We start from the raw sequence: 21901 nt of genomic DNA on the forward strand, positions 1-21901 counted from the left end.
CGCCTCCCATGGAGCAGGGGCGCCCCCACACGCTTGTGGTGCGGTGCTTCAGTGCTTGCCGATGTCCTTGACCTTCTCCTTGGCCTGGCGGGCATCCCCGGTCATCTGCTGGGCCTTGCCCTCGGCGGTGAGCCGTTCGTTGCCCACGGTGCGTCCGGCAGCTTCCTTCGCCGCGCCGGCGGCCTGGTCGGTCTTCGCCTTGGCCTTCTCGTTGGCGGTCATGTCAGCTCACGCTCCCTGGCTTCGACTATGGGTACGTCATCGCGGTTGTCCGCCAGAACCTCTCCTAAACATGATCGAAGTCGCCGACCACGACGTCCGGGCAGACGTAATCGCCGCGAGGGTGGGCATTGGAGGTCTCTGCGAAGGAGGCAGTCGGTGACTACGGACGAGATGGCAAGGCCGGACACGCCTACGGAAGGCGACCGGGCGGAGAGACACGACCGGGAGGAGAGGCACGACCAGGAGGAGAGACACGAGAGAGTCAATCGGCGCTGGGCCGAGGTGCTGCAGGAGACCCGGGTCGCGCAGACCGGTGTGCAGATCCTTTTCGGGTTCCTGCTGAGCGTGGCCTTCACCTCACGCTTCGACGACCTCGGCACCTTTGACACCACCATCTACGTGGCGACGGTCATTCTGGGAGCCGCGGCCACCGGGGCGCTGATCGCTCCCGTATCGCTGCACCGGCTCCTGACGGGCCGGCAGATGAAAGACGACCTCGTGGCGATGGCCGGACGGTTCATGGTGACGGGGCTGGTGCTCCTGTCGCTCACGATCAGCGGCACGGTGCTCCTGATACTGCACGTGGTGCTGCCGGATCTGCTCGCGGAGATTTTCGCAGGATCGATTCTCCTGTGGTTCGGCGTGTGTTGGTACGGGCTGCCGCTCTACCTCAAGAGGCGCTCCACCCGACGTGAACTGACACGCGGCTGAGGAGACGGCGGGCCGAAGGAGAGCGTTTGCACGCTCGCTCACTCGCTTGGACCGGGCCGGTCGAGAGGGCGATGGGGCAGCGGTGTGCCGTGGTCGTATACGACCACGGCTACGACCACGGCACTGTCGACGGCAGCGGCGATCTTGTGGCTGGATTTACAGATGCGCCCTTTCCGGGCTCGCGGGTCGGACGGTATTCCTGGTCGAAGCCGAGGAGGCCCCGACCCGGGAAGGGACACTGCGATGACGCATGCGAGGCCCTACGGTCAAGGCGACCTGGAGAGCGCCCCATCACCGCTTGTACCGGCCGCGGGCGGTCAGAGGGCGATGACCTCGTTCGACGAGGCGTACGACCAGCCGGACCCCAGGCTTTTCTTCCGCCTCCTGGGCCAGTGGGACTACCGGACACCTCACCATGCGCAGGCGGTATTTCGGCGTATGGCTACCGCCCGCGCGCGAGCCGTCCGCACGCGCACCGCTCGCGCCGCAGGCCCGCTCACGGTGCTGGACATCTGCTGCTCGTACGGCATCAACGCGGCCCTTCTCAATCACGACCTCACCCTGGAGGACCTGTACGCCCACTACACGTCCCCACAGGCCGCAGCGCTCACCACGGCGGAGCTGATCGAGCGGGACCGCGCCTACTACGCCGCTCATCGACGTGCCGACGCGCACCGTGTGATCGGGCTCGACATCGCAGCCAACGCCATCTCCTACGCTCTCGCCGTCGGTCTGCTGGACGAAGGCTTCACCGAGAACCTCGAAACGGGTTCTCCCACCCCCGCTCTCTTGCACGCCGCGCAGTCGGTCCTTCTGATCACCGTGACCGGCGGGGCGAGCTTCTTGTCCCCGCGCACCTTTCAACCGCTCCTCGCCGCGGCTCACGACCCGGTGTGGGTCGCGGCGTTCGTCCTGCGCACCGGCTCCTACCGTCACATCGCTGACGGGCTGACACACCATGGCCTCATCACCGAGAAGGCGGCTGCTCCGAGTTACGCGCAACGCCGGTTCACGAGCGTGCAGGAGCAGCGGTACGCCATCGCTGCGGTGACGGCTGCCGGCGAGGACCCCCAAGGCAAGGAGAGCGACGGCTACTTCCACACCGCTCTGCACCTGTCACGCCCCGCGAAGGACGCCGCAGCCCTGCCACTGGCCGCCTTCACATCCGACTGAGAGGTCGAGCACTCCCAGGTCGCTCCTCTCGGATCCTGACCCGGTAGAGATCGGCCCCGATCGGCTGATGCGATGCCATCCCCGCCGCCACCCTGCTGGACTCCCTCACTCCGGCCGCAGGCTCAGGACGAGGTCGCGTGGCAAGCCGTGGGTGTCGTGGAGGTAGTGCAAGTCCTCCTCGCCGAGGGGGCCTTGGAACCGCGGCCGGGTCAGGATCCGACGGCCGCGTTCCAGCAGCCGACGGAACCGCTGCTCTTCCTCGAGCAGGATCTCGCGCACGGCCAGGGGGTCCATGTCCTGCCGGAAGTGATCGAGGGTGTGCCGGACCAGCTGGTCCGGCAGGTCCCCGAGGGTGCGGGTGGGGTCCTCGCGCCACAGGACGGTGAGGAGGCGCCGCATCAGGCGACGCAGCACGTAGCCACGACCTGTGGTGCCCGGGCGGACCCCATCGCCGATCACGGCCATGGCCGACCGCAGGTGATCGGAGACGATCCGTTGCGACGGTTCGTCCACGCCCCACAGCCCCGGTACGAGCAGACGCCAGAGGGCGAAGACGTCGGACTCGAACACCGACGATGTGCCTTGCAGCAGCGAGACCAGTCGTTCCAGGCCCATCCCGGTGTCGACGTTGCGCTGCGGCAGCGGCACGAGCGAACCATCGTCGAGCCTGCGGAACCGCATGGTCACGTGGTTCCAGACCTCCACCCATCGCTCGTCCCGGGTGGGCGTCGACCGGGGCGGGGTGTCACCCGTCCACAGGAAGATCTCCGAATCGGGACCACACGGTCCCGTCGGACCGTTGTCCCACCAGTTGTCCTCGACGGTCAGCTCCACCGGAACCCCGACCTCGTCCCATACCTCCAGGGATGAGGTGTCAGGGCCGACCCGGTCGTCACCGCCGAAGACCGTGGCGTACATCACCCGTGGATCGACGCCGAAGCCGTCCGTGAGGAGGTCGTACCCCCAGCGAAGGCTCTGCGGCCCCTCGTAGTCGCCCAGCGACCAGCTGCCGAGCATCTCGAAGACGGTGAGATGCGTGGGGTCACCCACTTCCTCGAGGTCGGTGGTGCGAAGGCAGCGCTGCACGTTGACCAGCCGTCGGCCGAGGGGGTGCGGCCGTCCTTCCAAGTACGGGGTGAGGGGGTGCATGCCCGAGGTGGTGAAGAGCACGGAGTCGTCGCCGGGCGGTGGCATCAGGGTGGACCCGGTGACGCGTCGGTGTCCGCGCTCCTCGAAGTACTCGATGAACGTGCGGACGACGTTCTCGGTGTTCACCCTGGGGTCGGTGTTCACCCTGGGGTTGCTGTTCACGGTGGGGTCGGTGTTCATGGTGTGGCTCCTTCACGCATACGAGCGGGGAAGGCGCCGGACAACGGGTCCGCACGAACGGGGGATCGTGGCAGGTGAGGGGGCCACGGGCTCATCGGCGGGCCGTTTCCGGTCGCCGATGGAGAGAGAAAGACGTCAGACGGCGGCAACCGGCGAGCTGGTCGCTCGCGCGGCTGCGGTGAAGCGTGTGAGCCTCCACGGGAGGCGCCGGCCGATGACGTTCATGGCTCCGACGGTAACGCGCTCGGACCACCGAGTCACATGATTTTTGGGAGTGGGATCCGGGGCCGGGGCTGGGCCTGGGCCTGCGTGGTCGTCGGCCGGGGCGGTGGGGTGGGGGGGATGGCAGGCCGCGGGTTGGGGCGGGACACCCCGGCCCAACCCCCAACCCCCAACTGCCCCACCCTCCCGTTCCCGCAGTCCCGGCCACCCGCCCTATCGGGCGAGTTCGGCCGGCGCGTCCAGGCGTGTCAGCTTGCCCGGGTTCGCCACCGCATAGATCCGGGTGACCCGCCCGTTCTCCACCACGACGCTCATCGCGGCCACCCGGCCGTCGATCTCGATCCGCCCGGCCGTTGCGCCGTTGAGCGAGACGAGCGACACGATCCGGCCGGGGCGGGCGAGGGCCGCCGCCACGACCTCGGCCCCGCGAACCGGCACCAGAGCGGCGTGCGCGAGTCCGCCGCCGTCGGCGACCAGGACCACGTCCGGTGCCATGACCTCCATGAGCTCCCGTATCTGTCCGGTGCGCAGCGCGGCCATGAACCGTTCGACCACGGCTCGCTGTTCCGACGGGCTCACCCGAACCCGTGGCTGTCGGGCCGACACGTGCTCGCGGGCCCGCCGAGCGGTCTGGCGCACGGCCGCCGCGGACTTTCCGACGGCGTCGGCGATCTCGCCGTACGGCATGTCGAAGACCTCACGGAGCACGAACACGGCGCGCTCCGTCGGCCCGAGCGTCTCGAGGACGGTCAGCATCGCGATCGAGACGCTCTCCGCCAGCTCGACGTCCTCGGCGACATCGGGACCGGTCAGCAGCGGCTCCGGCAGCCACTCACCCACGTAGTCCTCACGGCGCCGCGACAGCGTGCGCATACGGTTGAGCGCTTGGCGCGTGACGATCCGGACGAGGTACGCCCGGGCGTCGGTCACCTGCTCCTGGTCGACAGCGGCCCACCGCAGCCATGAGTCCTGCAGCACGTCCTCCGCGTCGGTCGCCGAACCGAGCATCTCGTACGCGACGGTGAACAGCAGCCTGCGGTGGACGACGAACGGATCCGCGGTCAAGAAGCCGACGCTACGGTGCCGGGCTGCCCAGGACGTGCGGCCAGCGGAATCTCGCAGGCGTCGGAGAATCCCTGTGACGAGATCCCGTGCGCCGTGTTGTTCCTGGTCGACATGTTGGTGAAGGCGATGAACACGGTGAGCTCGACCATGGCCGTCGAACCGAGCCGGTCGAGCAGGCGCGCGTACAACTCGTCGGTCACGGTCGTCGGCGTGTCCGTCATGGCCTCGGCATACTCCAGAACGTCCCGCTCCAGCGGGGTGAACACATCCGAGGTCCGCCAGCACGGCACCTGACTCGCCTTGGCCACGTCCAGGCTCTGGTTCTGCACGTCCAGGCTCTGGTTCTGTGCGTGGAAGTAGTTGATGTCGAGGCACCAACTGCAGCCCACCTGGGCCGCGACGGCCATGTGCGCGAACGTCTTGAGACTCTCGTCGACCGTATTCCACGTGGCCACCTCGCCGGCGAACTCCGAAGTGGCGGTGGCGGCGGCGGGATGGTGCCACGCGACCTCGACGGGCTCGGGAACGGCGCCGAACCGCTCGGTCATGCTCTTGCCGAGCTCGGCGGGGAGTTCTGCCTTCGCGATGCGTAGCGTCATGGTGTCCTCCTGAGTGCGGGCACCAGCCGACACTGCGCATGTATGCGGTTGCCCGTCCCTGCTGGTGTTCGGCGGTGCGCTTGCCTGTACGCCCATGAAGACACCGCGCGGTCGGAGGATGTGACGGATCGGCGTGTGTCACCGCTCAGCGGGTGGGACAGCCGCCTGGTCACCACCAGTAGACGGGGTAGGGCGGTGCGCCGGGGCGCGCGCAGGATGCGGCCCAGCCCGCGAGGACGAGCAGCACGCTGGAGCCGACGAGCAGGGGAACGAAGGTCGTGGGCTGCGGGGTGTTGAGGACGATGACGACCGAGGTGGCGCATGCGGGCGAGTGCGGGGTACGCGTCACGGTCATCACGGCGAGGCTGATCCCGGCGGCCGCCGCGGCGGCCCAGGACGTACTGCCGAGGGCGGCGAGGACCGCGTACCCGACGGTGGCACACAGCAGATGTCCGACGATCACGCTGCGCGGCTGGGCCAGCGGCAGCCCCGGCGCGCCGTGGATGATCGCGGCGGAGGCGGCGAGCGGGGGTATCAGCACGGGTTCATGGATGAAGGAGCCGACGGCGACCAGGGCCAGCAGGACGGCGGTGGCCGCGCTGATGTTGTGCACGGCGGTGACCGGCGAGGGAGGAGCCGGTGCGCGACCGGCGAGACGGGCGAGGACGCGGGAACCGGGGGACGAGGGCGGGGCCTCGGTGATTTCGTCGGTGCTCAAGACAGTGGTTCCAGGGCAGGGCCGACGGGAGACCCGGACGGCGAAGGCGGGGGGACAGGAGTCGGCCCGGCTTCCTCGCGGTCGGCAGGGAACGTGGGCATCGGCGGCGGTCCGGGGGTCGGGATATCCGCGTACTCGCCACCGATTCTAGGAGATGCCCTTGAGTCGCTGCAGGTCAGGGTCTTGCGGCGTTCCGAAGGCGGAGTTCTGGCCGAGGCTCGGTGCGGCCTGAGAGCATCAACGGTCGGCGCGACGCCGGCGTTTCAGCTCGGCGGCGTCTGAGACCGTCCGATGTCAGGGAGTGCCGGATGCCAGGGGCCGTCCGGCGCCAAGGTGTCGAGCACGGTCAGCAACGGCGGCGGCTCAACCGGGTCCGGCAGGGAGGCGAGGTCCGACCATACGACCCAGGCATGGGTGTCCAGGCTGGCCAGCTCGTCGGGCAACAAGCCGGTCCGTGTGAGGGGTGGCTGCTCGTCGGCGAACCGAGCGACGAAGAAGTGCTCTGCCCCGACATACCGCTTGCCGTTCCACCGCAGATCGCGGTCGACGAGGACCGACTGATCCAGTACGCCGGCGGGATCGAGACCTGTCTCCTCCATCAGTTCACGTCGCGCGGCCGCCAGTGGTGTCTCGCCGGGCTCGATTCCGCCGCCGGGCGGTTCCCAGACCCACGTCCCGTCGAACGGATCCCGCCAGCGCAGCAGGAGCAGGCGGTGGGCGGCGTCGAGGCAGACGACTCTGGCGGCCGGGCGGGGTGCTTGCGTCTTGTCCACCGCTGTGACGCTATGCGGTGCTCGATATGCCGATCAAGAGAGATCGGCCGAACGATAGCGAACTCAGATTCCGTTTCGGCCCAGGACCCGGATGCGACCCCGAATTCGGATCCGACCTCGACAGCCGTGCTGGACTTGGCGCGCGTGGGATCTCTTGAGGGCGCTCTCCATGCTTTGAGCGGACTGATTGCTGCGCGCTAATTCCTAATTGTGCGGGGGGGGGGGAGAGGCCTGGGGAATTAAGAAACCGGCGTGCCGGTTTCTGCAGTTTTCGTATCACTCGCTCTGTTCTTCCGTCGCTCCGGCAGGAGGCGCAGGCTCCGGTTCCTGCGGGGGTTCCAGGGGCATACGAGCCTGTTTTGAGGTGGGGCGCCGATGGTTGGCGTACGCATTGGCTGGGACAGGGGGACGCCGTGACGGGGGCTGGGTTGGGTGGGGTGCGGGGGCGGGTGGCGGAACTGGCCGCCGTCCGGGCGCGAGCTGTGGCCGGGCCGGGGGAGGAGGCGACTCTGGCGCAGCGTTCCAAGGGCAAGCTGCCGGTGCGCGAGCGGATCGAGTTGCTGTTGGATCCGGGCTCGTTCAACGAGGTGGGGCAGCTGCGCCGGCACCGGGCGACCGGGTTCGGGTTGGAGGCGAGGCGGCCGCACACGGATGGGGTGGTCACCGGGTGGGGGACGGTGGAGGGCCGCACGGTCTTCGTCTACGCCCACGACTTCCGCATCTTCGGCGGCGCGCTCGGCGAGGCACATGCCGAGAAGATCCACAAGGTGATGGACATGGCCATCGCGGCCGGTGCGCCGCTGGTCTCCCTCAACGACGGGGCGGGGGCCCGCATCCAGGAGGGGGTCAGCGCGCTCGCCGGGTACGGCGGGATCTTCCAGCGCAACACCAAGGCCTCCGGGGTCATCCCGCAGATCAGTGTGATGCTCGGCCCGTGCGCGGGCGGAGCCGCCTACTCCCCCGCCCTGACCGACTTCGTGTTCATGGTCCGGGACACCTCGCAGATGTTCATCACCGGCCCCGACGTGGTCCGCGCGGTGACCGGCGAGGAGATCAGTCAGAACGGGCTCGGCGGCGCGGATGTGCACGCCGAGACGTCGGGCGTGTGCCACTTCGCGTACGACGACGAGGAGACCTGCCTGGCCGAGGTCCGCTATCTGCTCTCGATGCTGCCGGCCAACAACCGGGAGAACCCACCGTCCGTCCCGGCCGAGGACCCGGCCGACCGTGACGCGGGGGCGCTGCTCGACATGGTCCCGGCGGACGGCAACCGGCCGTACGACATGCACCGGGTGATCGAGGAGATCGTCGACGACGGCGAGGTGCTGGAGGTTCACGAACGCTGGGCGCGCAACATCATCTGTGCGCTCGCACGGCTGGACGGACAGACGGTGGGGATCGTGGCCAGTCAGCCTGCCGTGCTCGCCGGTGTGCTGGACATCGAGGCCTCCGAAAAAGCGGCCCGTTTCGTGCAGTTCTGCGATGCGTTCAACATTCCCCTGCTCACGCTGCTGGACGTGCCGGGCTTCCTGCCGGGGGTCGACCAGGAGCACGGCGGCATCATCCGACACGGCGCGAAGCTGCTGTACGCGTACTGCAACGCGAGCGTGCCGCGGATCTCGCTGGTGCTGCGCAAAGCCTATGGCGGCGCCTACATCGTGATGGACAGTCAGTCGATCGGCGCCGATCTGACCTTCGCGTGGCCGACGAACGAGATCGCCGTGATGGGCGCCGAGGGGGCCGCGAATGTCATCTTCCGCAAGCAGATCGCGGCCGCCGACGACCCGGAGGCGGTGCGCGCGCGGGTGGCGAAGGAGTACAGGGCGGAGCTGATGCACCCCTATTACGCGGCTGAGCGCGGCCTGGTCGACGATGTCATCGATCCTGCCGCGACGCGTGAGGTGCTCGTACGGTCGTTGGCGATGTTGCGTACGAAGCATGCGGATTTGCCGGCTCGCAAACACGGCAATCCGCCGCAGTAATGCTCCGCGGCAGTTCTGTGGCTGTTCCTCCTGGGTGTGGCTGGAGTGCGGTGCCCGCCTCCGGTTGCGGCGCTGGCCGGCGGCGCAGCGGGGATGGGCGGGGTGGGGTGTGTCCGAGTCCGGGAATGGCCCGTGGCGCTAGAAGGGCCGGGGCCGGGTCCGGGACACGTCGGGTGAGGTCGGTCTGGGCGGGAGGGATGTCGGTGTCGAGGAGGGAACGGGCCGCGCGTACCCGGGAGTTGGTGATGCGTGCGGGGGCGGAGGTGTTCGCCGAGCAAGGGTTCGTCTCGGCGAGGGTCGGTGTCATCAGCCGGCGGGCCGGGGTCACTCCTGGGGGGTTCCACTTTCACTTCGCGAACAAGCAGGCTCTGGCGCGTGCGGTGGAGGCGGCGGCGCTGGTTGCTCTGCACCGGATCACGCGGGAGGCAGCGGAAGAGCACGAGGGTGCGCTGCGGCAGCTCGTGAGGGCGGGGCGTGGTCTGATGCGGGCCTTGGAGCAGGATGTGGTGGTGCGGGCGGGCTTCCAGCTGGTGGGCCCCGCTCCGTGGCGGACCGAACCGTTGGATCTGCGGGGTGCTTGGCAGGGTTGGGTGGAGGCGCTGCTGCGCACAGCGCGGCGCGAGGGGGCGCTTGCCGACGGGGTCTCGCCTGCGGGGGCTTCGAGCGCTGTCATCGCTGCCACGGTCGGCTTCGCGGCTCTGGGCATGAAGGAATCCCGGTGGCTCTCTCAGGGTGCGCTGTCCCAGTACTGGGACGTGATGCTCCCTTGCCTCGCCTCCTACCCCGACGAATCCCTGGCTTTCTGACGCACGACCACCCTGCCCTCCGACTTTCTTGTCGGGAGGGCAGGGTCCGGTGACCTGGGGAGGCGCCCGCGTAGACCTTCAGACGGCCCGCGGGCCGCGGGCTTCGGCAAGGCGGGTGCGGTCGTTCCCGATCTCAGCGAGGAGCCGGGCAGCGAGTTGGATGCCGAGCTGGATGAGGAGCGCGGTGAAGCGCAGCAGAAGCTCGGCGTCCGGGTGCTGAGGGAACAGCGCTGAGGGGACGATGCTGAGGGAGCGCCCCTTCCACCGCCTCACCGAGCTCATCTGCGGTGGTTCAGGCGCCCTTGAGTGTGAGTCGGCGGCTGGGAGGCGGATTACCGGCGGATCGCCGAGATCAACCCGCCGGGGCGCTCTTCGCCCTGCGCTGGGGCGCTGATCGGACGGCCGTAGGCGGCACCGCGCTCGCGCAAGGTGTGACTCTCGGCCTCCCAGCCGTGCCCGGCCAGCCAGCCCACCGGGTCGTCGGGCATCTCTGAGACCCACAGGGACGCCGCCGATCCCGGCGCGGCGTTCGTGCCGAAGCGCTCGATCGCGCCGCGCGAGCCCAATGTCAGCCCCATGCGACTGCCCGCCGCTGACTGCGCGCCGATCCGGGCCAGCAGCAGCTCCACCGCGTCCTCGGACAGGTAGATCAGCAGCCCTTCGGCGATCCACGCAGTCGGCTCGGTCGGATCGTGCCCCCCGGCGGCGAGTGCGGCCGGCCAGTCCTCACGCAGGTCAACCGCGACGGTGATCCGCTCACAGCGCGCCACGGCCTGCTCCTGGCGAAGCACGGATGCCTTGAAGCCGAGTGGTGCTGCGGTGTCGACCTCGAACAGCCGTGTGCCGTCGGGCCAGTCGATACGAAAGGCCCGGCTGTCCATGCCGGCGCCGAGCAGCACGACCTGCCGGACTCCGGCCGCAGAGGCCTCCTGCAACAAGTCGTCGAGGAACCTCGTCCTGATGACGATCGAGTACGAGACGGCCAGACGGCGGCGCCGTGCAGCCTCGTCGTCCGGGGGTGGGGAGGAAGGCCACAGGTCGCCGGCTGCGGCGAAGGCTCGGGCCAGTGGGTCGCGGAACAGTGCGTTCTCCCGCTCGGTCTCGAGCGCTCGCACCCTGGCCACCCCTACGGCTGTCGCCCACACACCCGAGGGCCGCTCCTGCACCTGTCCCTGTTCCTGTTCGCCAGCCACCGCGCCAGCCTAGTGATCGTCTCCGTCGGGGAGGGGTAGGGGGCCGGCCGAGGGGACGTGCTGGGCCGGCCCGTCATCCCTGGGTTCGGAGGTGTCCCGGTCGCAGGTGCTGCCTGCCTCTTCCGCGTGCGCTGAAGGGTGTCCGCCTCCCTCATGCCGACCTGCTCCATGTGTCTGGCTTATGTGCTCTTGGGGTCCGTTGGGTTCCCCGACTGAAAACAGCGAAAGTTGGCTGTTTCGGTGGGCGGTTGGGCTGGTGCGTGGGTGGTGTGGTGGTGGGTTGCAGGTGGGGACTGGGTAGAAACCAGCTGTGCGGTTTTCTATTGACAGGGGGCAGGGGGATCCAATTGACTTTGGGTGCGGTTGGGCGTGGTTTTGTGGTCGGGTTTTTTTGATCTTTGTTTTTGGGGGTTGTTGTGGATATCGGGGTGCTGGGCGGGTTGGTGGTGCGGGTGGGGGGTTATTCGGTGGTGCCGTCGGCACCGAAGCCGCGGCAGGTGTTGGCGGTGTTGGCGCTACGGGTGGGGCAGTTGGTGCCGGTGTCGGTGTTGGTGGAGGAGTTGTGGGGCTCGACGCCGCCGCGGAGCGCGCGGACGACGTTGCAGACGTACGTGTTGCAGTTGCGGGAGCTGATCGCCGGGGCGTTGGAGCGTGAGGCCGACGGTTCGCCGCCTTCGGAGCTGGCGCCGGGGTCAGGGTCGGGGGTGGGGCGCCGTCTGGCGAAGGATGTGCTGGTGACGGTGCCGGGTGGCTATGTGCTGGCTGCGGGCGCGGGCGTCGGTGCGGGCGCGGGTGCCGGTCTGGGCGCAAGTGCCGGTGAGGGTGCCGGTGCGGGTGGAAGTACCGACGCGGGCGCTGGGGCTGATGTGGTGTGCGATGTGGGGGTGTTTGAGAAGTGGGCGGGTTTGGGGTACCGGGCGTTGGACGGGGGTGACTTCGCAGGGGCGGCGAGCTGGTTGCGTCGGGCGTTGGGGCTGTGGTCGGGCGCGGCGTTCGCCGATGTGTCGCGGGGGCCGGTGTTGGAGGTGGAGGCCAAGCGGCTGGAGGAGAGCCGGTTGTGTGCGTTGGACCGGCGGATCGAGGCGGATTTGCGGCTGGGCCGACACCGGGAGTTGTTGGCGGAGTTGACGGTGTTGGTGAACGGCTATCGCACGCATGAGAGTTTGCATGCGCAGTTCATGTTGGCGTTGCACCGGTCGGGGCGACGCGGCGAGGCGTTGGATGTGTACGAGCGGTTGCGGGCGAGGTTGGTGGGGGATCTGGGGCTTGAGCCTTCGGTCCGGTTGCGGCGGTTGCAGCGGTCCATCCTGATGGCCGGGCGTGAGGGGGCCGTTGTGGGGCGGGGTGGGGGGCCGTTGGCTGCTGCGGGGTAGTGCGGGGTTGGGGCTTCTGGCGCTCTCGGTGCGGCTGCTGTGAGGGCTCGGTGAGGGCAACGTTGTCCTGATGGCCGCGTGGTCGTCGTTCGAGGCTGTTTTTTCCTGGTCTCCGAGGTCTAACGTGCGAGGTTGCAGGGGGTGTTGACGGGTTGTCAGCAAACCGGACGCCCGTGCCGCAGAGACCTGTCGGCGGTGCTTGATCTAGGTATCCGTTGGCGGGGCATCAAAGTACTGCGGCCGGTGGCGTGTTGTCGTACACACCGTGCTGGAGCACTTCTCCTTCTCCCTTCGGGGGTGGGCTGCGTCTGGCCGCGATGAGGTGAGGGGAGTGTCGGTGTCCGCCGTGGGATTGGCGCGGTGGTAGTCCGACGAACTGTCCAAGCGGGTTGGCTGTTGTGGCGTTGTGGTTGGAATTCGATGATGTACGGGGGAGTTTTCCATGAAGGTTCAGGTTTTGGGTCCGTTGAGTGCTGAGGTCAATGGGCAGTCGATTGTTCCGACGGCGGGGAAGCCGCGGCAGATTCTTTCTCTTTTTGCTCTTTATCCGGGGCGGGTTGTGCCTGTTCCGACGTTGATGGAGGAGTTGTGGGGGACGGAGCCGCCGCAGAGTGCGTTGACGACGTTGCAGACCTACATTCTGCAGTTGCGGCGGCATTTGGGTGCGGCGTTGGGGGCGGGTGGTTCTGGGTCGGCGAAGGATGTGCTGGCGACGCGGCATGGGGGGTATCTGATGCAGATACCTGTTGAGAGTGTGGATGTGCAGGTGTATGAGCGTCTGGCGGGGGAGGGCCGGGCGGCTTTTGATGGTGGTGATGATGCGGGGGCGGCGGATTGTTTCCGGCGGGCGTTGGCGTTGTGGCGTGGGCCGGCGTTGGTGGATGTGCGGGTGGGGCCGATTCTGGAGATTGAGGTGATGCGTTTGGAGGAGAGCCGGTTGGGGACGGTGGAGCGGCGTATCGATGCTGATCTGCGGTTGGGCCGGCATGCGGGGTTGATTGCGGAGCTGACGGAGTTGACGGCGCGGTATCCGCAGCATGAGGGGTTGCATTCGCAGGCGATGGTGGCGTTGTACCGGTCGGGGCGTCAGGCGTCGGCGTTGGAGATTTATCGCAGGTTGCGGATCAGGATGATCGAGGGTTTGGGGGTGGAGCCGTCGCCGCAGGTGCAGCGGTTGCATCAGGCGATGCTGGCGGTGGATCCGCAGTTGGATGTGGTGGCGGGGCCGCGGCGCAGTTCCACGTTTGATCTGTACGCCGCCTGAGGTCCGGACGCTTGCCGGGGTCGTTCCGCGCGCCGGTGGCTGCACGTGGGTTCCGGTCAGGGTTGGTGGTCGGCGTTCCGGCTTCGACCAGGGCGCCGGCCGCTGGCGCCCTGGTCGAAGCCCGGGGCCGCCCCTGTGATGCCTGCGGGCGGCGCCTCGGTTACTTCTGTTCTGTAGAGGTCAGATGCCGGCGGCGGGCTCTTGACTGCTCGTCGCGGACTGGTCGACTGCGCGGAGTCGCTGAAGGCCCTCGAGCACGGTGCCGGCGAGGGGGACCACGGTGTCGGTTCCGGTGACCTGCAGCAGTCGTTGAACTGCCGAGTGCAGGGGCCCGGTGAGGACGAGAGGCCTGGCTGCGGCGGTGTGGTCGGAGAGTGTCTGGAGGAGCTGGTTGAGGAAGGTGCTGTCGGCGAAGGTCACTTCCGACAGGTCGATCAGTGTCGCATCCGTCGACGGGTCGGACAGCACCTGTGCGAAGCCCGCGGTGATGCCGGCGAGATGCTCCAGGTCCATGTCGCCGAACGGAGTGATCACCGCCACACGTTCCTGCTGGTCAAGTCGCACGTTCGCTCTGCCTGAAGTCATGCACAGCACCCTGACACACGGGACTCCCCGAACGCACCCCACCCTCCGGCCCGGGGATGACCAGAGGGTGGCGGCCTCGGTGCCCGATCCGTCGCGCTGTGGGCGGCCGGGGCGTCGTCGGTGGTCATCAGGCCGGTACGGAGCTTGGCGACGAGGCACGCGATCCATCAGGGCACGCGCATCTGCGCGACCCTGAGTGCTTCGCCGATCTGCGCCGGATTCCGCTCCTTGACGAATCGCAGGTGGAGCAGGTGCGCTCCCGCTCGTCCAGGTCGGCGACGAGCGGGGTCAGGGGAGAGCTAGGGCGGCGGTGATGGTCTTGCCGTCGGGCTGTATGTCGACGGAGACGCGCGAGGCCAGGCGCTGGGTGATCATCCAGCCGAAGCCGCCGGGGCGTCCGGGGCTGGAGCGTACGAGGTGAGGCGGCGTCGTGCTGTGATCGCTCACCTGGATCAGCAAGGATCCGTCCTCGACAAGGGCTTGGAACCGGGTCGGCCCGCCGCCGTGCAGGATCGCGTTGGACGTCAACTCGCTGGCCACCAGCAGGGCATCCTCACGAAAACGCCTGGCCAGGCTCGAGGGCATGAATCGGCAGGCGGGTTCCATGACTGCCCTGACCTCGGCGCGTGCGTCGTGACAGGCGATCTCCTGAACCTCGGGCGCCGTGTGCGTGGTCACGAGGACCTCAGCCCCTCTCTGCATCATTCTGCGAACGTCAATCGGGAGTGAACTGTCGCGCTATCCCGTCTGCCCGACTCTCTGCATATGACACTTGTCGGCTCTCGTCCGCCCGATGGAGATGTCGAGCTTGCCCAGCGGCTCCTGCCGTTTGCCCTCGCGACCTGGCGGATCATGAACAGTGCAGCCACAGCGCCAGCACGACGACCGCGATTCACCACAGGGCCTTAAATGCAACGCCCGGCATGCCATGGAAATGATCAAGGATGCCGGCAAACATGAGTCGGCCGTACAAACTGGCTGAGGTGGGCCCCTGAGAGGGCCCACCCCCGCTTCTGCATGAGCGAACCCCGCGACGGAATTGGGTCCGGACCAGTAACTGGACCGATGTCGGCCAAGCCGTGGCCCCCGTGTCCAGAAGGCGGGTCAGCTGTCGCGGATGGTGGAGTCGAATGTCGTGTGCTGCCGCGCAGGCCCGGCGCCTGATGGGTCAGAGGAAGCGACGGATGGGCAAGACGACTGCTTCCTTGGCGCGCTGAAGGAGGGAGCGGCGCTTCCAGCGTCCGGGACTGATGAGCACGCTGTGTTCGAGATCCTCCACGAAATGACCGTCCAGCGTCGCCGTGAACTTCTGGTCCAGGACGGCGAGCATGACCTCTTCGTCGTGGTCGAGGGAGCGGCGGTTGAAGTTCGTCGATCCGACGAGGGCCATGGTTCTGTCGATGGTGACGACCTTGGTGTGCAGCATCGTCGGCTGGTACTGGAAGACCTTTACGCCGCAGGCGGTGAGGTCTTCGTAGTAGTGCTGGCCGGCCAGCTGGCAGACCCGCTTGTCGGTGTGCGGGCCCGGCAGCAGGATCTCGACCTCGACGCCGCGGCGTGCGGCGGCACACAGCAGCTCGATGAAGTACGCGTCAGGTGCGAAATAGGCCGTGGCAAGCCGTATTCGCTCCTCCGCCGATTCGATGGCCACGCGAAGCAGCGTCTGCATGTCCTGCCAGCCGAAACTGGCCGAGCCCCGCACCACCTGCACGACGGCGTCGCCGTGCGGGGCGTGGTGGATGAACCGGTCGCGGTCGTCGAAGAGCTCGTCGTGGCACTCGGCCCAGTTCTGGGCGAACGCGGCAGCCAGTCCGTCCACCGCGGGCCCGCGTACCTGCACGTGGGTGTCGCGCCACTCGCCGGGATTGCGCGCGTCGCCGCACCACTCTTCGGCGATCCCGACCCCGCCGGTGAACGCGGTCTCCTCATCGACGACGAGGACCTTGCGGTGACAGCGATGGTTTTGCTTCAGCGGTGAGAGGTAGAGCGGTTTGCGGAACCAGGCCACCTGCACGCCGGCCCGCTCCATCGCCTCCAGCTGGTCCTTCTCGATGAGCCGGCTGCCGAACCCGTCCAGCATGAGGCGCACCCGCACTCCCTCACGCGCCCGCTCGGCCAGTGTGTCGGCGAACTGCTGGGCGATCTCGCCCTTCCAGTACACGAACGTCATCATGTCCACGGTGTGCCGGGCAGACCGGATCCCCTGCAGCATCGCCCCGAAGATCTCATCCCCGTTGCGCAAGGGGACCAGCCCATTACCTTCGGTTGCCGCAACCCCTATGAGCCGTTCCAGTCGGCGTCTGGCACGCCGGGCCCGCTCCTCGAGAACTCCGCTTTCGTTCTCCTCCCGCGCCTCTGCCGAGGGGGAGGGGGACGGCCGGGTGGCTCCGACCGTCTCGGCGGTGTCCGCGAGGACGTCTTGCGTGTGGGTCATGAATGCTTCTCCGTGTAGTTCAGCGTATTGCTTCTGATCTTGAAGGGGCCCGAGAGCCTTCGCCGGCTCTCAGGGAGTGGTCATCCGCGTTCCCCAGCCCTTGCCCGACATGACATTGATGGGTGCCGTCGACGCTCGATCTCTGGCCGACGCTCTTGAGGAGCGTATGCCGCAGCTGCATGTGCTCTTCCACGGCTCCGACTGCCAGCCGGGCGCGGCGGTGGCGTGCACTGCTGTCGGCGTCCGGATATGTGCGGACCTACCGGTCAGGCATCAGCCTGCGAGCCGTAGGAAAAGTGCTGCTCCATATCCCGTCTCCGTCGCTGACAGTGCGGGCACGCCCCGCTGTTGTCCTCCCGCAATCTGGATCACCGCATGGATGTGACCGCCCAGCTGGCTGCCGAGTACCTCGCTGACGCGGCGCCGGTCACCGCGCCGACGCACGGGCGGCGACTGCCGGTGGTGACCGGTCTGCGCGGCGGGAGCCCCGTCCGCTCCCACGAGTCGGTGGACCTGGACGGCGTGCCCGGCCTCAGCGAGGCCCTGAGAGCGGCCGGCACCCGCGATCGCGGCACCCACGCACCGCCCCCACCGCCACGCCACTACGGGAACCCCGCATGACCACGATCCCACCCGTCCATCTGCGCTTGGAGCGTCGTGGCCAAGACGGAGCCCTCCACCGGCTCCACCGATGAATCCCTCCCTCGACAGCACGACAGAACCCCCGATGAGCAGCGGCGGGCAAGCGAGATCGGTCCGCTTCACCGGACCCGACGTCAGCACCTGAGGCCATCCCAGTGCCCCCGATATGGGGAGGGGAACCAGACATACCGATGGGGCGCACATGCCGGCGCCGGACTCCACTTCACGCAGCTTCACGGACCGAGGAGCCGCCCGCCCGGGGGGGTGAGGTATGGCAAGAGTTGTGTACCGCCTGGGGGCAAGGCTGCTTGGCCGGAGCGGAACCTCTGGACTTCCGGCTGACCAGCTGACTCCTACTTGCGTTGTTCCCACGTGGTTCGGGTGAGTTCGTACTCGACCTCCCCGTGCTCGGAGCCTTCGATCGCATCAGGCCAGTCCCCGGTGAAGTTCCGGGTGAACGACAGGCCCGCCTTCTCCATGACACGTCGGGATCCCGTATTGACCGTCATGGTGTTCGCGGTTACTCGCTTCACCCCGAGATCCGTGAAGCCCTCGCGGATGAGGGCCCGTGAACCCTCGGTGGCATACCCCCGGCCCCAGGCGGCCGTGTGCAGCCGGTAGCCGAGTTCCACCACGGCAGGACTGTGGTCGTCCATCGGGCGGAATTCGAACCAGCCCAGGAATGTCCCGGTGTTCTTTTCCTCCGCGGCCCAGTAGCCGCGGGTCCCGAAGCACGGGTAGTCGTGGAGGAGCCTGGGCAAGGTCTGTGCCCGGATCACCTCGCGGCTCGTGGGCCGGCCGCCGTTGATGAAGCGCATGACGTCCGGGTCGTTGTCCAACGCGAGCAGGTGGTCGACATCGGCCTCGGTGAACGCGCGCAGCACGAGCCGATCGGTCTTCAGGAAGATGTTCATGCCGCGATCTTCACCACCGGCAGCAGGGCCCCGCCACCGGATATTCGCAGCAGGCCGGTGAAGGGGAGCTGCTCATGCGGCTGGGGTTCGGGCCGTTCGACGCTGCCCAGGGGCAAGGCATGCGGACGGCCGTGGATCTGTCCGGCGTGACCTTCGCCGATTCCACCGCCCTGCACCTTCGCCGACAGTGTCGAGCAAGTGCACCCATGCTGATCACCCAACTTCGCGTAGGGGCCAAGCAGGGGCAAAAGGCTCCGTGCGGAGTGTGAGCCTGATCTCCCAGGGCACGTGGACGAAGCAATGAGCATCGACCGGGAAGTGCTGGCGGAAAGCCTTCATCTGGAAGCCGCACTGGCTGAGACGCATGTGGCTGCCGCAGGGGGGGGCGGTGGGGGCCGTACGCCCGGAACCACCGGCGCCCGGCCGCCGAGCGTGTCCCGGGCAGGCGGTGATGGCCGGCTGTTGGCGCGCGGCCCGGCCGCTCGTGTCTGTGTCACCTGCCACAAGGCCGGCAGAACAAGGACGTCACCGCCCTTGTTCTGCCGGCCTGATGCGGCCAGACCCGACCGGCGGCCCTGGGGTACCTACGATGAGGGGGTTGTCAGTGGACGCGTCACGTGGAGGGAGATGCGAGTGCTCTCGGTGCAGGTCACACAGAAGGCGGGCGGAGTGGTGATCGCGCTGTGGGGGGAACTCGACTTCGACAGCCTGGTGCAGCTGGAGGAGGCGGGCGGCCAAGAGCTGGCCAAGGAGTCGGGTGCGGGACCGGTCGTGATCGACTGCGCCCGCCTGACGCTCTGTGATTCCTCCGGTATCGGCACTCTGCTATGGCTTTTCCAGCAGTTGGCCGCAAAGGAGCGGGTGCTGCGGCTGGCGGCCGTGCCCGATTCGGTGGCCCGTCTGTTCTCGCTCACCGGGCTGGACCAGATCTTCCCCCCGTACGCCAGCGCCGAGCACGCTCTTGACGCGGGTACGGAGCACAGGGGCACGGCAGCAGCTGATGTTGAGGGCACGCAGCCCGACGAGAGGCAGATCATATGAAGCGCGTACCGGGGCAGTCTGCCGCTCAGCCTGCCGAGACGGCAGATACGCGCTCTGCTGCCGCTGTGGATACGGACGATGATCTGCGGGCGTTGTTCGGCCGGTCCGCTGTCGTTTTCGCTTCCCTGGCCGGGCCCGCGCACATGCTGGAGACGGCGAACGCAGCCTTCTTCACCAAGATGAGCACGATGGAGCGTGCCCGCACCGGTGTTCCAATGGGGCAGCTGATGCCCGAGCTCGTCCAGCAGGGCTTCATCACGGTCCTGGACCGCGTCTACCGCACCGGCAAGCCCCACATCGGCCAGGAGGCGCGCTTGCTGCTGGGCGCGGGAGCCGACATGCGGGAGGCGTTCTTCGAGTTCACCTGCGAGCCTCGCGTGGATGCCGGCGGCAACGTCATGGGGGTGCGGGTGATCGGGGTGGACACCACCCAGGTCAAGCAGGCCCAGCGGCTGACGGCCGAGCACCGGGTGCTGCTGGAGCAGATAGCCCGCCAGGCCCCCCTGCCGGACGTGCTGGAGGGCATGGCCCGCGCTATCGAGGAACTTGCCCCCGAAGAAGTGCTGGTCTCGGTCCTGCTGGCCGACGCCGAGGGCCGGCACCTCCACCACGGCGCGGCCCCCAGCCTGCCCGACTTCTACAACCAGGCCATCGACGGCATCGCCACCGGTGAGGGCGTGGGCTCGTGCGGCACGGCCGCACACCGCCGCGAGCCGGTCATCGTCACCGACATCGCCGTCGACAGATTCTGGGACGATTTCCGCGACCTCGCCGAGAAAGCAGGCGTGGCCGCCTGCTGGTCCACTCCCATCCTGGCCCGAGACGGCGCGCTGCTGGGCACCTTCGCGATGTACCACCGCGTCCCGCGCGCCCCCCAGGAAGCCGACCTGGCCCTGGCCCGGGTCTTCGCCGGCACCGCCGCCCTGGCCATCGAACGCCACCGGGCCGAACAGGCACGCCAGGCAGCCGAAGCCCGCGAGAAAGCCGCCCGCGGCGACCTCGCGTTCCTCCTCAACGCCAGCACCGCCCTGAGCAGCGACCTGGATGCCGCCCAAGCCCTCCAACGGCTGGCCGACTCCTGCGCCCCCGCGCTCGCCCCGCTGTGTGCCGTCGACATCATCGAGGGCGGACGCGTACAGCGCGTAGCCGCCTCCGCCGCCACCCAGCGCAAGCAGGAACTGCTCACCTCACACTGCCCGGTCTACGACGCCGCAGACGACGCGGTTGCCCGCGTCCTGGCATCGGGCATGAGCGAGGTCGGCCGCCGCACCCCCACCGGCCCCGGCCCCTGGCAGGACCTCGGCGTCACCGGCTACCTGTGCATCCCCCTCATGGACCGAGGCACCCCCTTCGGCGCCATGACCCTGCTGTCCACCGGCGGGCACGCCTTCGACGGCCGCACCGTCGCACTCGCCGAGGAACTCGCCCGCCGTGCCGCCTCTGCGGCGCGCAATGCCCGCCAGTACACCTACCGCGCCGCCCTCGCCCGGGACCTGCAAGCCGGTCTGCTCCTTCCCGGCCTGCCCGACGTACCAGGTGCCGACGTCGCCACGTACTACCATCCCGCCGGCGAGGGACTCGACATCGGCGGAGACTTCTACGACGTCTTCCCTCTCGAAGACGGCCGCTGGGCCTTCATGCTCGGTGACGTGTGCGGACGCGGCGCCATCGCCGCCACCACCACGGCCTTGGTCCGTCACACCGCCCGCGCTGTCGCCCCTCTCCTGCCCGGCCCCGCTGACGTCGTGAACGCGGTCAACAAGGCCCTGAGCAACCGGCCCGGAAGCCACGGAACCGGCTTCGTGACGCTCGTCTACGGACAGCTCACACCCACGCCCGCAGGCCTGGACATCGAAATGGTACGAGCCGGTCACGCCCCTCCGCTGCACCTCACCACCGAGCATGCCGTCCACGCCATCGAAGCCCCCGGCCTCCTGCTCGGCGTCGCCGAAGACCCCCTCGTCGCTGCTCACCAGCTGCACCTGAAACCTGGTGAGAGCCTGGTCCTCTACACCGACGGCATCACCGAAGCCCGCGGCCAGGACGACGAACAGTTCGGTGAACAACGCCTCACCGACGCGGTGACCGCCGCACCATCCCGCCCCACCGCACAGCACGTCATCGACACGGTCACCCGAGCCGTGCACGCCTTCACCGGCGGCCACGACGTCGATGACGACCAGGCCATCCTTGTCCTGACGGCCACTGGACCTCGCACCGACGCGACGCTCCCCGGATAGGACCGGATAGGACCGGATAGGAGCGGCCATTCGCCTCCGCCCCTCAGCGCGAGTCCTTGCCCTTGTCGGGTCATCAGATATGCGACTGGGGCCTGCGGAGATAATTCTCCGCAGGCCCCTGAGTCAGTCTGTGGCCGTGCAATCCATACGGCGAGTGCGCATGCCTGTCCGGTTGTTAGAAGTAGTGCCTGCGTCCACCGATCTTGCGTCCGGTCGCGCCGAGGACCCACAGAAGCGCTCCGACCACGACGAGCACCCCTCCGACCGTCGTCAGCAACGGGACTCCGACCAGCATCCCGATGAGGAGCAGGATGACACCAAGGATGATCATTATGATTCCGATCTTTCAAGTCTCTTCGTGCGCGCAGGCTTCTCCTGGTCTGGCCTGCGGCGCGCTTTCCGTCTGCTGACAGACCCGGCCGGGGTGAAGTCCTGGCAGCCGCTTGTTCGGCGGTTGTTTGACTCTGTCTCGCTGGCACCATGTGCCCCGTGCTCCACCGGACATGCACGAGAAAGTCATCGGCCCCACCCAGATGTGATGAGCTGAGCACTGAGCTGTCTCAATTCAACGGTTACGCCCTTTTTTGTTGCGATTCCATCTGCCCGCTGCCCCCG

The 21901-nt window shown here is 68.2% G+C and carries 22 protein-coding genes; 9 read left to right on the plus strand and 13 right to left on the minus strand.

Going from position 1 to position 21901, the window contains the following annotated elements; all coding sequences use genetic code 11:
- Window positions 1-48 precede the first annotated feature (48 nt).
- Complete coding sequence (locus ACZ6B8_RS26550) at window positions 49-222, minus strand: CsbD family protein (protein WP_471070811.1); 174 nt, start codon at window positions 220-222, stop codon at window positions 49-51.
- Between the two features lie 156 nt (window positions 223-378).
- Between ACZ6B8_RS26550 and ACZ6B8_RS26555 the strand changes: the two genes are divergently transcribed.
- Window positions 379-933, plus strand: coding sequence for a DUF6328 family protein (locus tag ACZ6B8_RS26555; RefSeq protein ID WP_471070808.1), 555 nt, complete (start codon window positions 379-381; stop codon window positions 931-933).
- Window positions 934-1260: 327 nt separating this feature from the next.
- Window positions 1261-2106: a hypothetical protein gene (locus ACZ6B8_RS26560; RefSeq protein WP_471608889.1), complete on the plus strand. Its 846-nt coding sequence runs from the start codon at window positions 1261-1263 to the stop codon at window positions 2104-2106.
- A gap of 105 nt (window positions 2107-2211) precedes the next feature.
- Here ACZ6B8_RS26560 and ACZ6B8_RS26565 read toward each other — a convergent pair whose 3' ends face one another.
- The 5 genes from ACZ6B8_RS26565 to ACZ6B8_RS26585 form a co-directional block, all read right to left on the minus strand.
- The gene (locus ACZ6B8_RS26565) at window positions 2212-3381 is read right to left on the minus strand and encodes an alanine--tRNA ligase-related protein (protein ID WP_471608931.1); all 1170 of its coding nucleotides are present in this window, start codon (window positions 3379-3381) and stop codon (window positions 2212-2214) included.
- A 489-nt stretch (window positions 3382-3870) separates the two neighbouring features.
- Window positions 3871-4722: an RNA polymerase sigma factor SigJ gene (gene sigJ / locus ACZ6B8_RS26570; RefSeq protein ID WP_471608890.1), complete on the minus strand. Its 852-nt coding sequence runs from the start codon at window positions 4720-4722 to the stop codon at window positions 3871-3873.
- A complete protein-coding gene (locus tag ACZ6B8_RS26575; RefSeq protein ID WP_471608891.1) occupies window positions 4719-5321 on the minus strand; it encodes a carboxymuconolactone decarboxylase family protein in 603 nt (200 codons plus the stop codon). The genes sigJ and ACZ6B8_RS26575 overlap by 4 nt, the downstream gene beginning before the upstream one ends.
- Window positions 5322-5490: 169 nt before the next feature.
- Complete coding sequence (locus ACZ6B8_RS26580) at window positions 5491-6039, minus strand: HPP family protein (RefSeq protein ID WP_471608892.1); 549 nt, start codon at window positions 6037-6039, stop codon at window positions 5491-5493.
- Between the two features lie 263 nt (window positions 6040-6302).
- Window positions 6303-6812, minus strand: coding sequence for an NUDIX hydrolase (locus ACZ6B8_RS26585; RefSeq protein ID WP_471608893.1), 510 nt, complete (start codon window positions 6810-6812; stop codon window positions 6303-6305).
- Window positions 6813-7207: 395 nt separating this feature from the next.
- Between ACZ6B8_RS26585 and ACZ6B8_RS26590 the strand changes: the two genes are divergently transcribed.
- Entirely contained in the window at window positions 7208-8794 is a 1587-nt protein-coding gene (locus tag ACZ6B8_RS26590) for an acyl-CoA carboxylase subunit beta (protein WP_471608932.1), read from the plus strand.
- 245 nt (window positions 8795-9039) lie between these two features.
- Window positions 9040-9600, plus strand: coding sequence for a TetR family transcriptional regulator (locus ACZ6B8_RS26595; RefSeq protein WP_471608894.1), 561 nt, complete (start codon window positions 9040-9042; stop codon window positions 9598-9600).
- Window positions 9601-9678: 78 nt separating this feature from the next.
- On the opposite strand, the gene ACZ6B8_RS26600 is transcribed toward ACZ6B8_RS26595, so the two are convergent.
- Window positions 9679-9882 (minus strand): hypothetical protein, encoded by a 204-nt coding sequence (locus tag ACZ6B8_RS26600; protein WP_471608895.1) that lies wholly within the window; start codon window positions 9880-9882, stop codon window positions 9679-9681.
- 50 nt (window positions 9883-9932) lie between these two features.
- On the minus strand, window positions 9933-10745 hold the full coding sequence (locus tag ACZ6B8_RS26605; RefSeq protein WP_471608933.1) for a class I SAM-dependent methyltransferase: 813 nt from the start codon (window positions 10743-10745) through the stop codon (window positions 9933-9935).
- A 464-nt stretch (window positions 10746-11209) separates the two neighbouring features.
- Between ACZ6B8_RS26605 and ACZ6B8_RS26610 the strand changes: the two genes are divergently transcribed.
- The gene (locus tag ACZ6B8_RS26610) at window positions 11210-12166 is read left to right on the plus strand and encodes an AfsR/SARP family transcriptional regulator (protein WP_471608896.1); all 957 of its coding nucleotides are present in this window, start codon (window positions 11210-11212) and stop codon (window positions 12164-12166) included.
- A 442-nt stretch (window positions 12167-12608) separates the two neighbouring features.
- Window positions 12609-13430, plus strand: a complete 822-nt coding sequence (locus ACZ6B8_RS26615) for an AfsR/SARP family transcriptional regulator (RefSeq protein ID WP_471608897.1) — start codon at window positions 12609-12611, stop codon at window positions 13428-13430.
- A gap of 180 nt (window positions 13431-13610) precedes the next feature.
- On the opposite strand, the gene ACZ6B8_RS26620 is transcribed toward ACZ6B8_RS26615, so the two are convergent.
- The 3 genes from ACZ6B8_RS26620 to ACZ6B8_RS26630 form a co-directional block, all read right to left on the minus strand.
- Window positions 13611-14015, minus strand: coding sequence for an STAS domain-containing protein (locus ACZ6B8_RS26620; protein WP_471608898.1), 405 nt, complete (start codon window positions 14013-14015; stop codon window positions 13611-13613).
- 288 nt (window positions 14016-14303) lie between these two features.
- Window positions 14304-14693: an ATP-binding protein gene (locus ACZ6B8_RS26625; RefSeq protein ID WP_471070771.1), complete on the minus strand. Its 390-nt coding sequence runs from the start codon at window positions 14691-14693 to the stop codon at window positions 14304-14306.
- Window positions 14694-15183: 490 nt separating this feature from the next.
- The gene (locus ACZ6B8_RS26630) at window positions 15184-16449 is read right to left on the minus strand and encodes a phospholipase D-like domain-containing protein (RefSeq protein WP_471608899.1); all 1266 of its coding nucleotides are present in this window, start codon (window positions 16447-16449) and stop codon (window positions 15184-15186) included.
- Window positions 16450-16824: 375 nt separating this feature from the next.
- Here ACZ6B8_RS26630 and ACZ6B8_RS26635 point away from each other — a divergent pair, with 375 nt between their 5' ends.
- Entirely contained in the window at window positions 16825-17070 is a 246-nt protein-coding gene (locus tag ACZ6B8_RS26635; RefSeq protein WP_471608900.1) for a hypothetical protein, read from the plus strand.
- 374 nt (window positions 17071-17444) lie between these two features.
- Here ACZ6B8_RS26635 and ACZ6B8_RS26640 read toward each other — a convergent pair whose 3' ends face one another.
- Window positions 17445-18005 carry a GNAT family N-acetyltransferase gene (locus tag ACZ6B8_RS26640; protein ID WP_471608901.1) on the minus strand — a complete coding sequence of 187 codons (561 nt, stop codon included), beginning with the start codon at window positions 18003-18005 and terminating at the stop codon, window positions 17445-17447.
- A gap of 633 nt (window positions 18006-18638) precedes the next feature.
- Here ACZ6B8_RS26640 and ACZ6B8_RS26645 point away from each other — a divergent pair.
- Together ACZ6B8_RS26645 and ACZ6B8_RS26650 are read left to right on the plus strand one after the other, a co-directional pair.
- Complete coding sequence (locus tag ACZ6B8_RS26645; RefSeq protein WP_471608902.1) at window positions 18639-19046, plus strand: STAS domain-containing protein; 408 nt, start codon at window positions 18639-18641, stop codon at window positions 19044-19046.
- Between the two features lie 65 nt (window positions 19047-19111).
- Window positions 19112-21286, plus strand: coding sequence for a GAF domain-containing SpoIIE family protein phosphatase (locus tag ACZ6B8_RS26650; protein WP_471608903.1), 2175 nt, complete (start codon window positions 19112-19114; stop codon window positions 21284-21286).
- A gap of 175 nt (window positions 21287-21461) precedes the next feature.
- Here the strand turns inward: ACZ6B8_RS26650 and ACZ6B8_RS26655 are convergent, their stop codons facing one another.
- Complete coding sequence (locus tag ACZ6B8_RS26655) at window positions 21462-21617, minus strand: hypothetical protein (RefSeq protein ID WP_471070749.1); 156 nt, start codon at window positions 21615-21617, stop codon at window positions 21462-21464.
- Window positions 21618-21901: the final 284 nt, after the last annotated feature.

Source organism: Streptomyces sp. NPDC041122, assembly GCF_055592445.1.

Coding starts and splice junctions, on each gene's coding strand:
- ACZ6B8_RS26575 (WP_471608891.1), bottom strand. CDS start 5,321: ATGACGCTACGCATCGCGAAGGCAGAACTCCCCGCCGAGCTCGGCAAG.
- ACZ6B8_RS26615 (WP_471608897.1), top strand. CDS start 12,609: ATGAAGGTTCAGGTTTTGGGTCCGTTGAGTGCTGAGGTCAATGGGCAG.
- ACZ6B8_RS26560 (WP_471608889.1), top strand. CDS start 1,261: ATGACCTCGTTCGACGAGGCGTACGACCAGCCGGACCCCAGGCTTTTC.
- ACZ6B8_RS26640 (WP_471608901.1), bottom strand. CDS start 18,005: ATGAACATCTTCCTGAAGACCGATCGGCTCGTGCTGCGCGCGTTCACC.
- ACZ6B8_RS26620 (WP_471608898.1), bottom strand. CDS start 14,015: ATGACTTCAGGCAGAGCGAACGTGCGACTTGACCAGCAGGAACGTGTG.
- ACZ6B8_RS26630 (WP_471608899.1), bottom strand. CDS start 16,449: ATGACCCACACGCAAGACGTCCTCGCGGACACCGCCGAGACGGTCGGA.
- ACZ6B8_RS26600 (WP_471608895.1), bottom strand. CDS start 9,882: ATGAGCTCGGTGAGGCGGTGGAAGGGGCGCTCCCTCAGCATCGTCCCC.
- ACZ6B8_RS26635 (WP_471608900.1), top strand. CDS start 16,825: ATGGATGTGACCGCCCAGCTGGCTGCCGAGTACCTCGCTGACGCGGCG.
- ACZ6B8_RS26595 (WP_471608894.1), top strand. CDS start 9,040: ATGCGTGCGGGGGCGGAGGTGTTCGCCGAGCAAGGGTTCGTCTCGGCG.
- ACZ6B8_RS26550 (WP_471070811.1), bottom strand. CDS start 222: ATGACCGCCAACGAGAAGGCCAAGGCGAAGACCGACCAGGCCGCCGGC.
- ACZ6B8_RS26655 (WP_471070749.1), bottom strand. CDS start 21,617: ATGATCATCCTTGGTGTCATCCTGCTCCTCATCGGGATGCTGGTCGGA.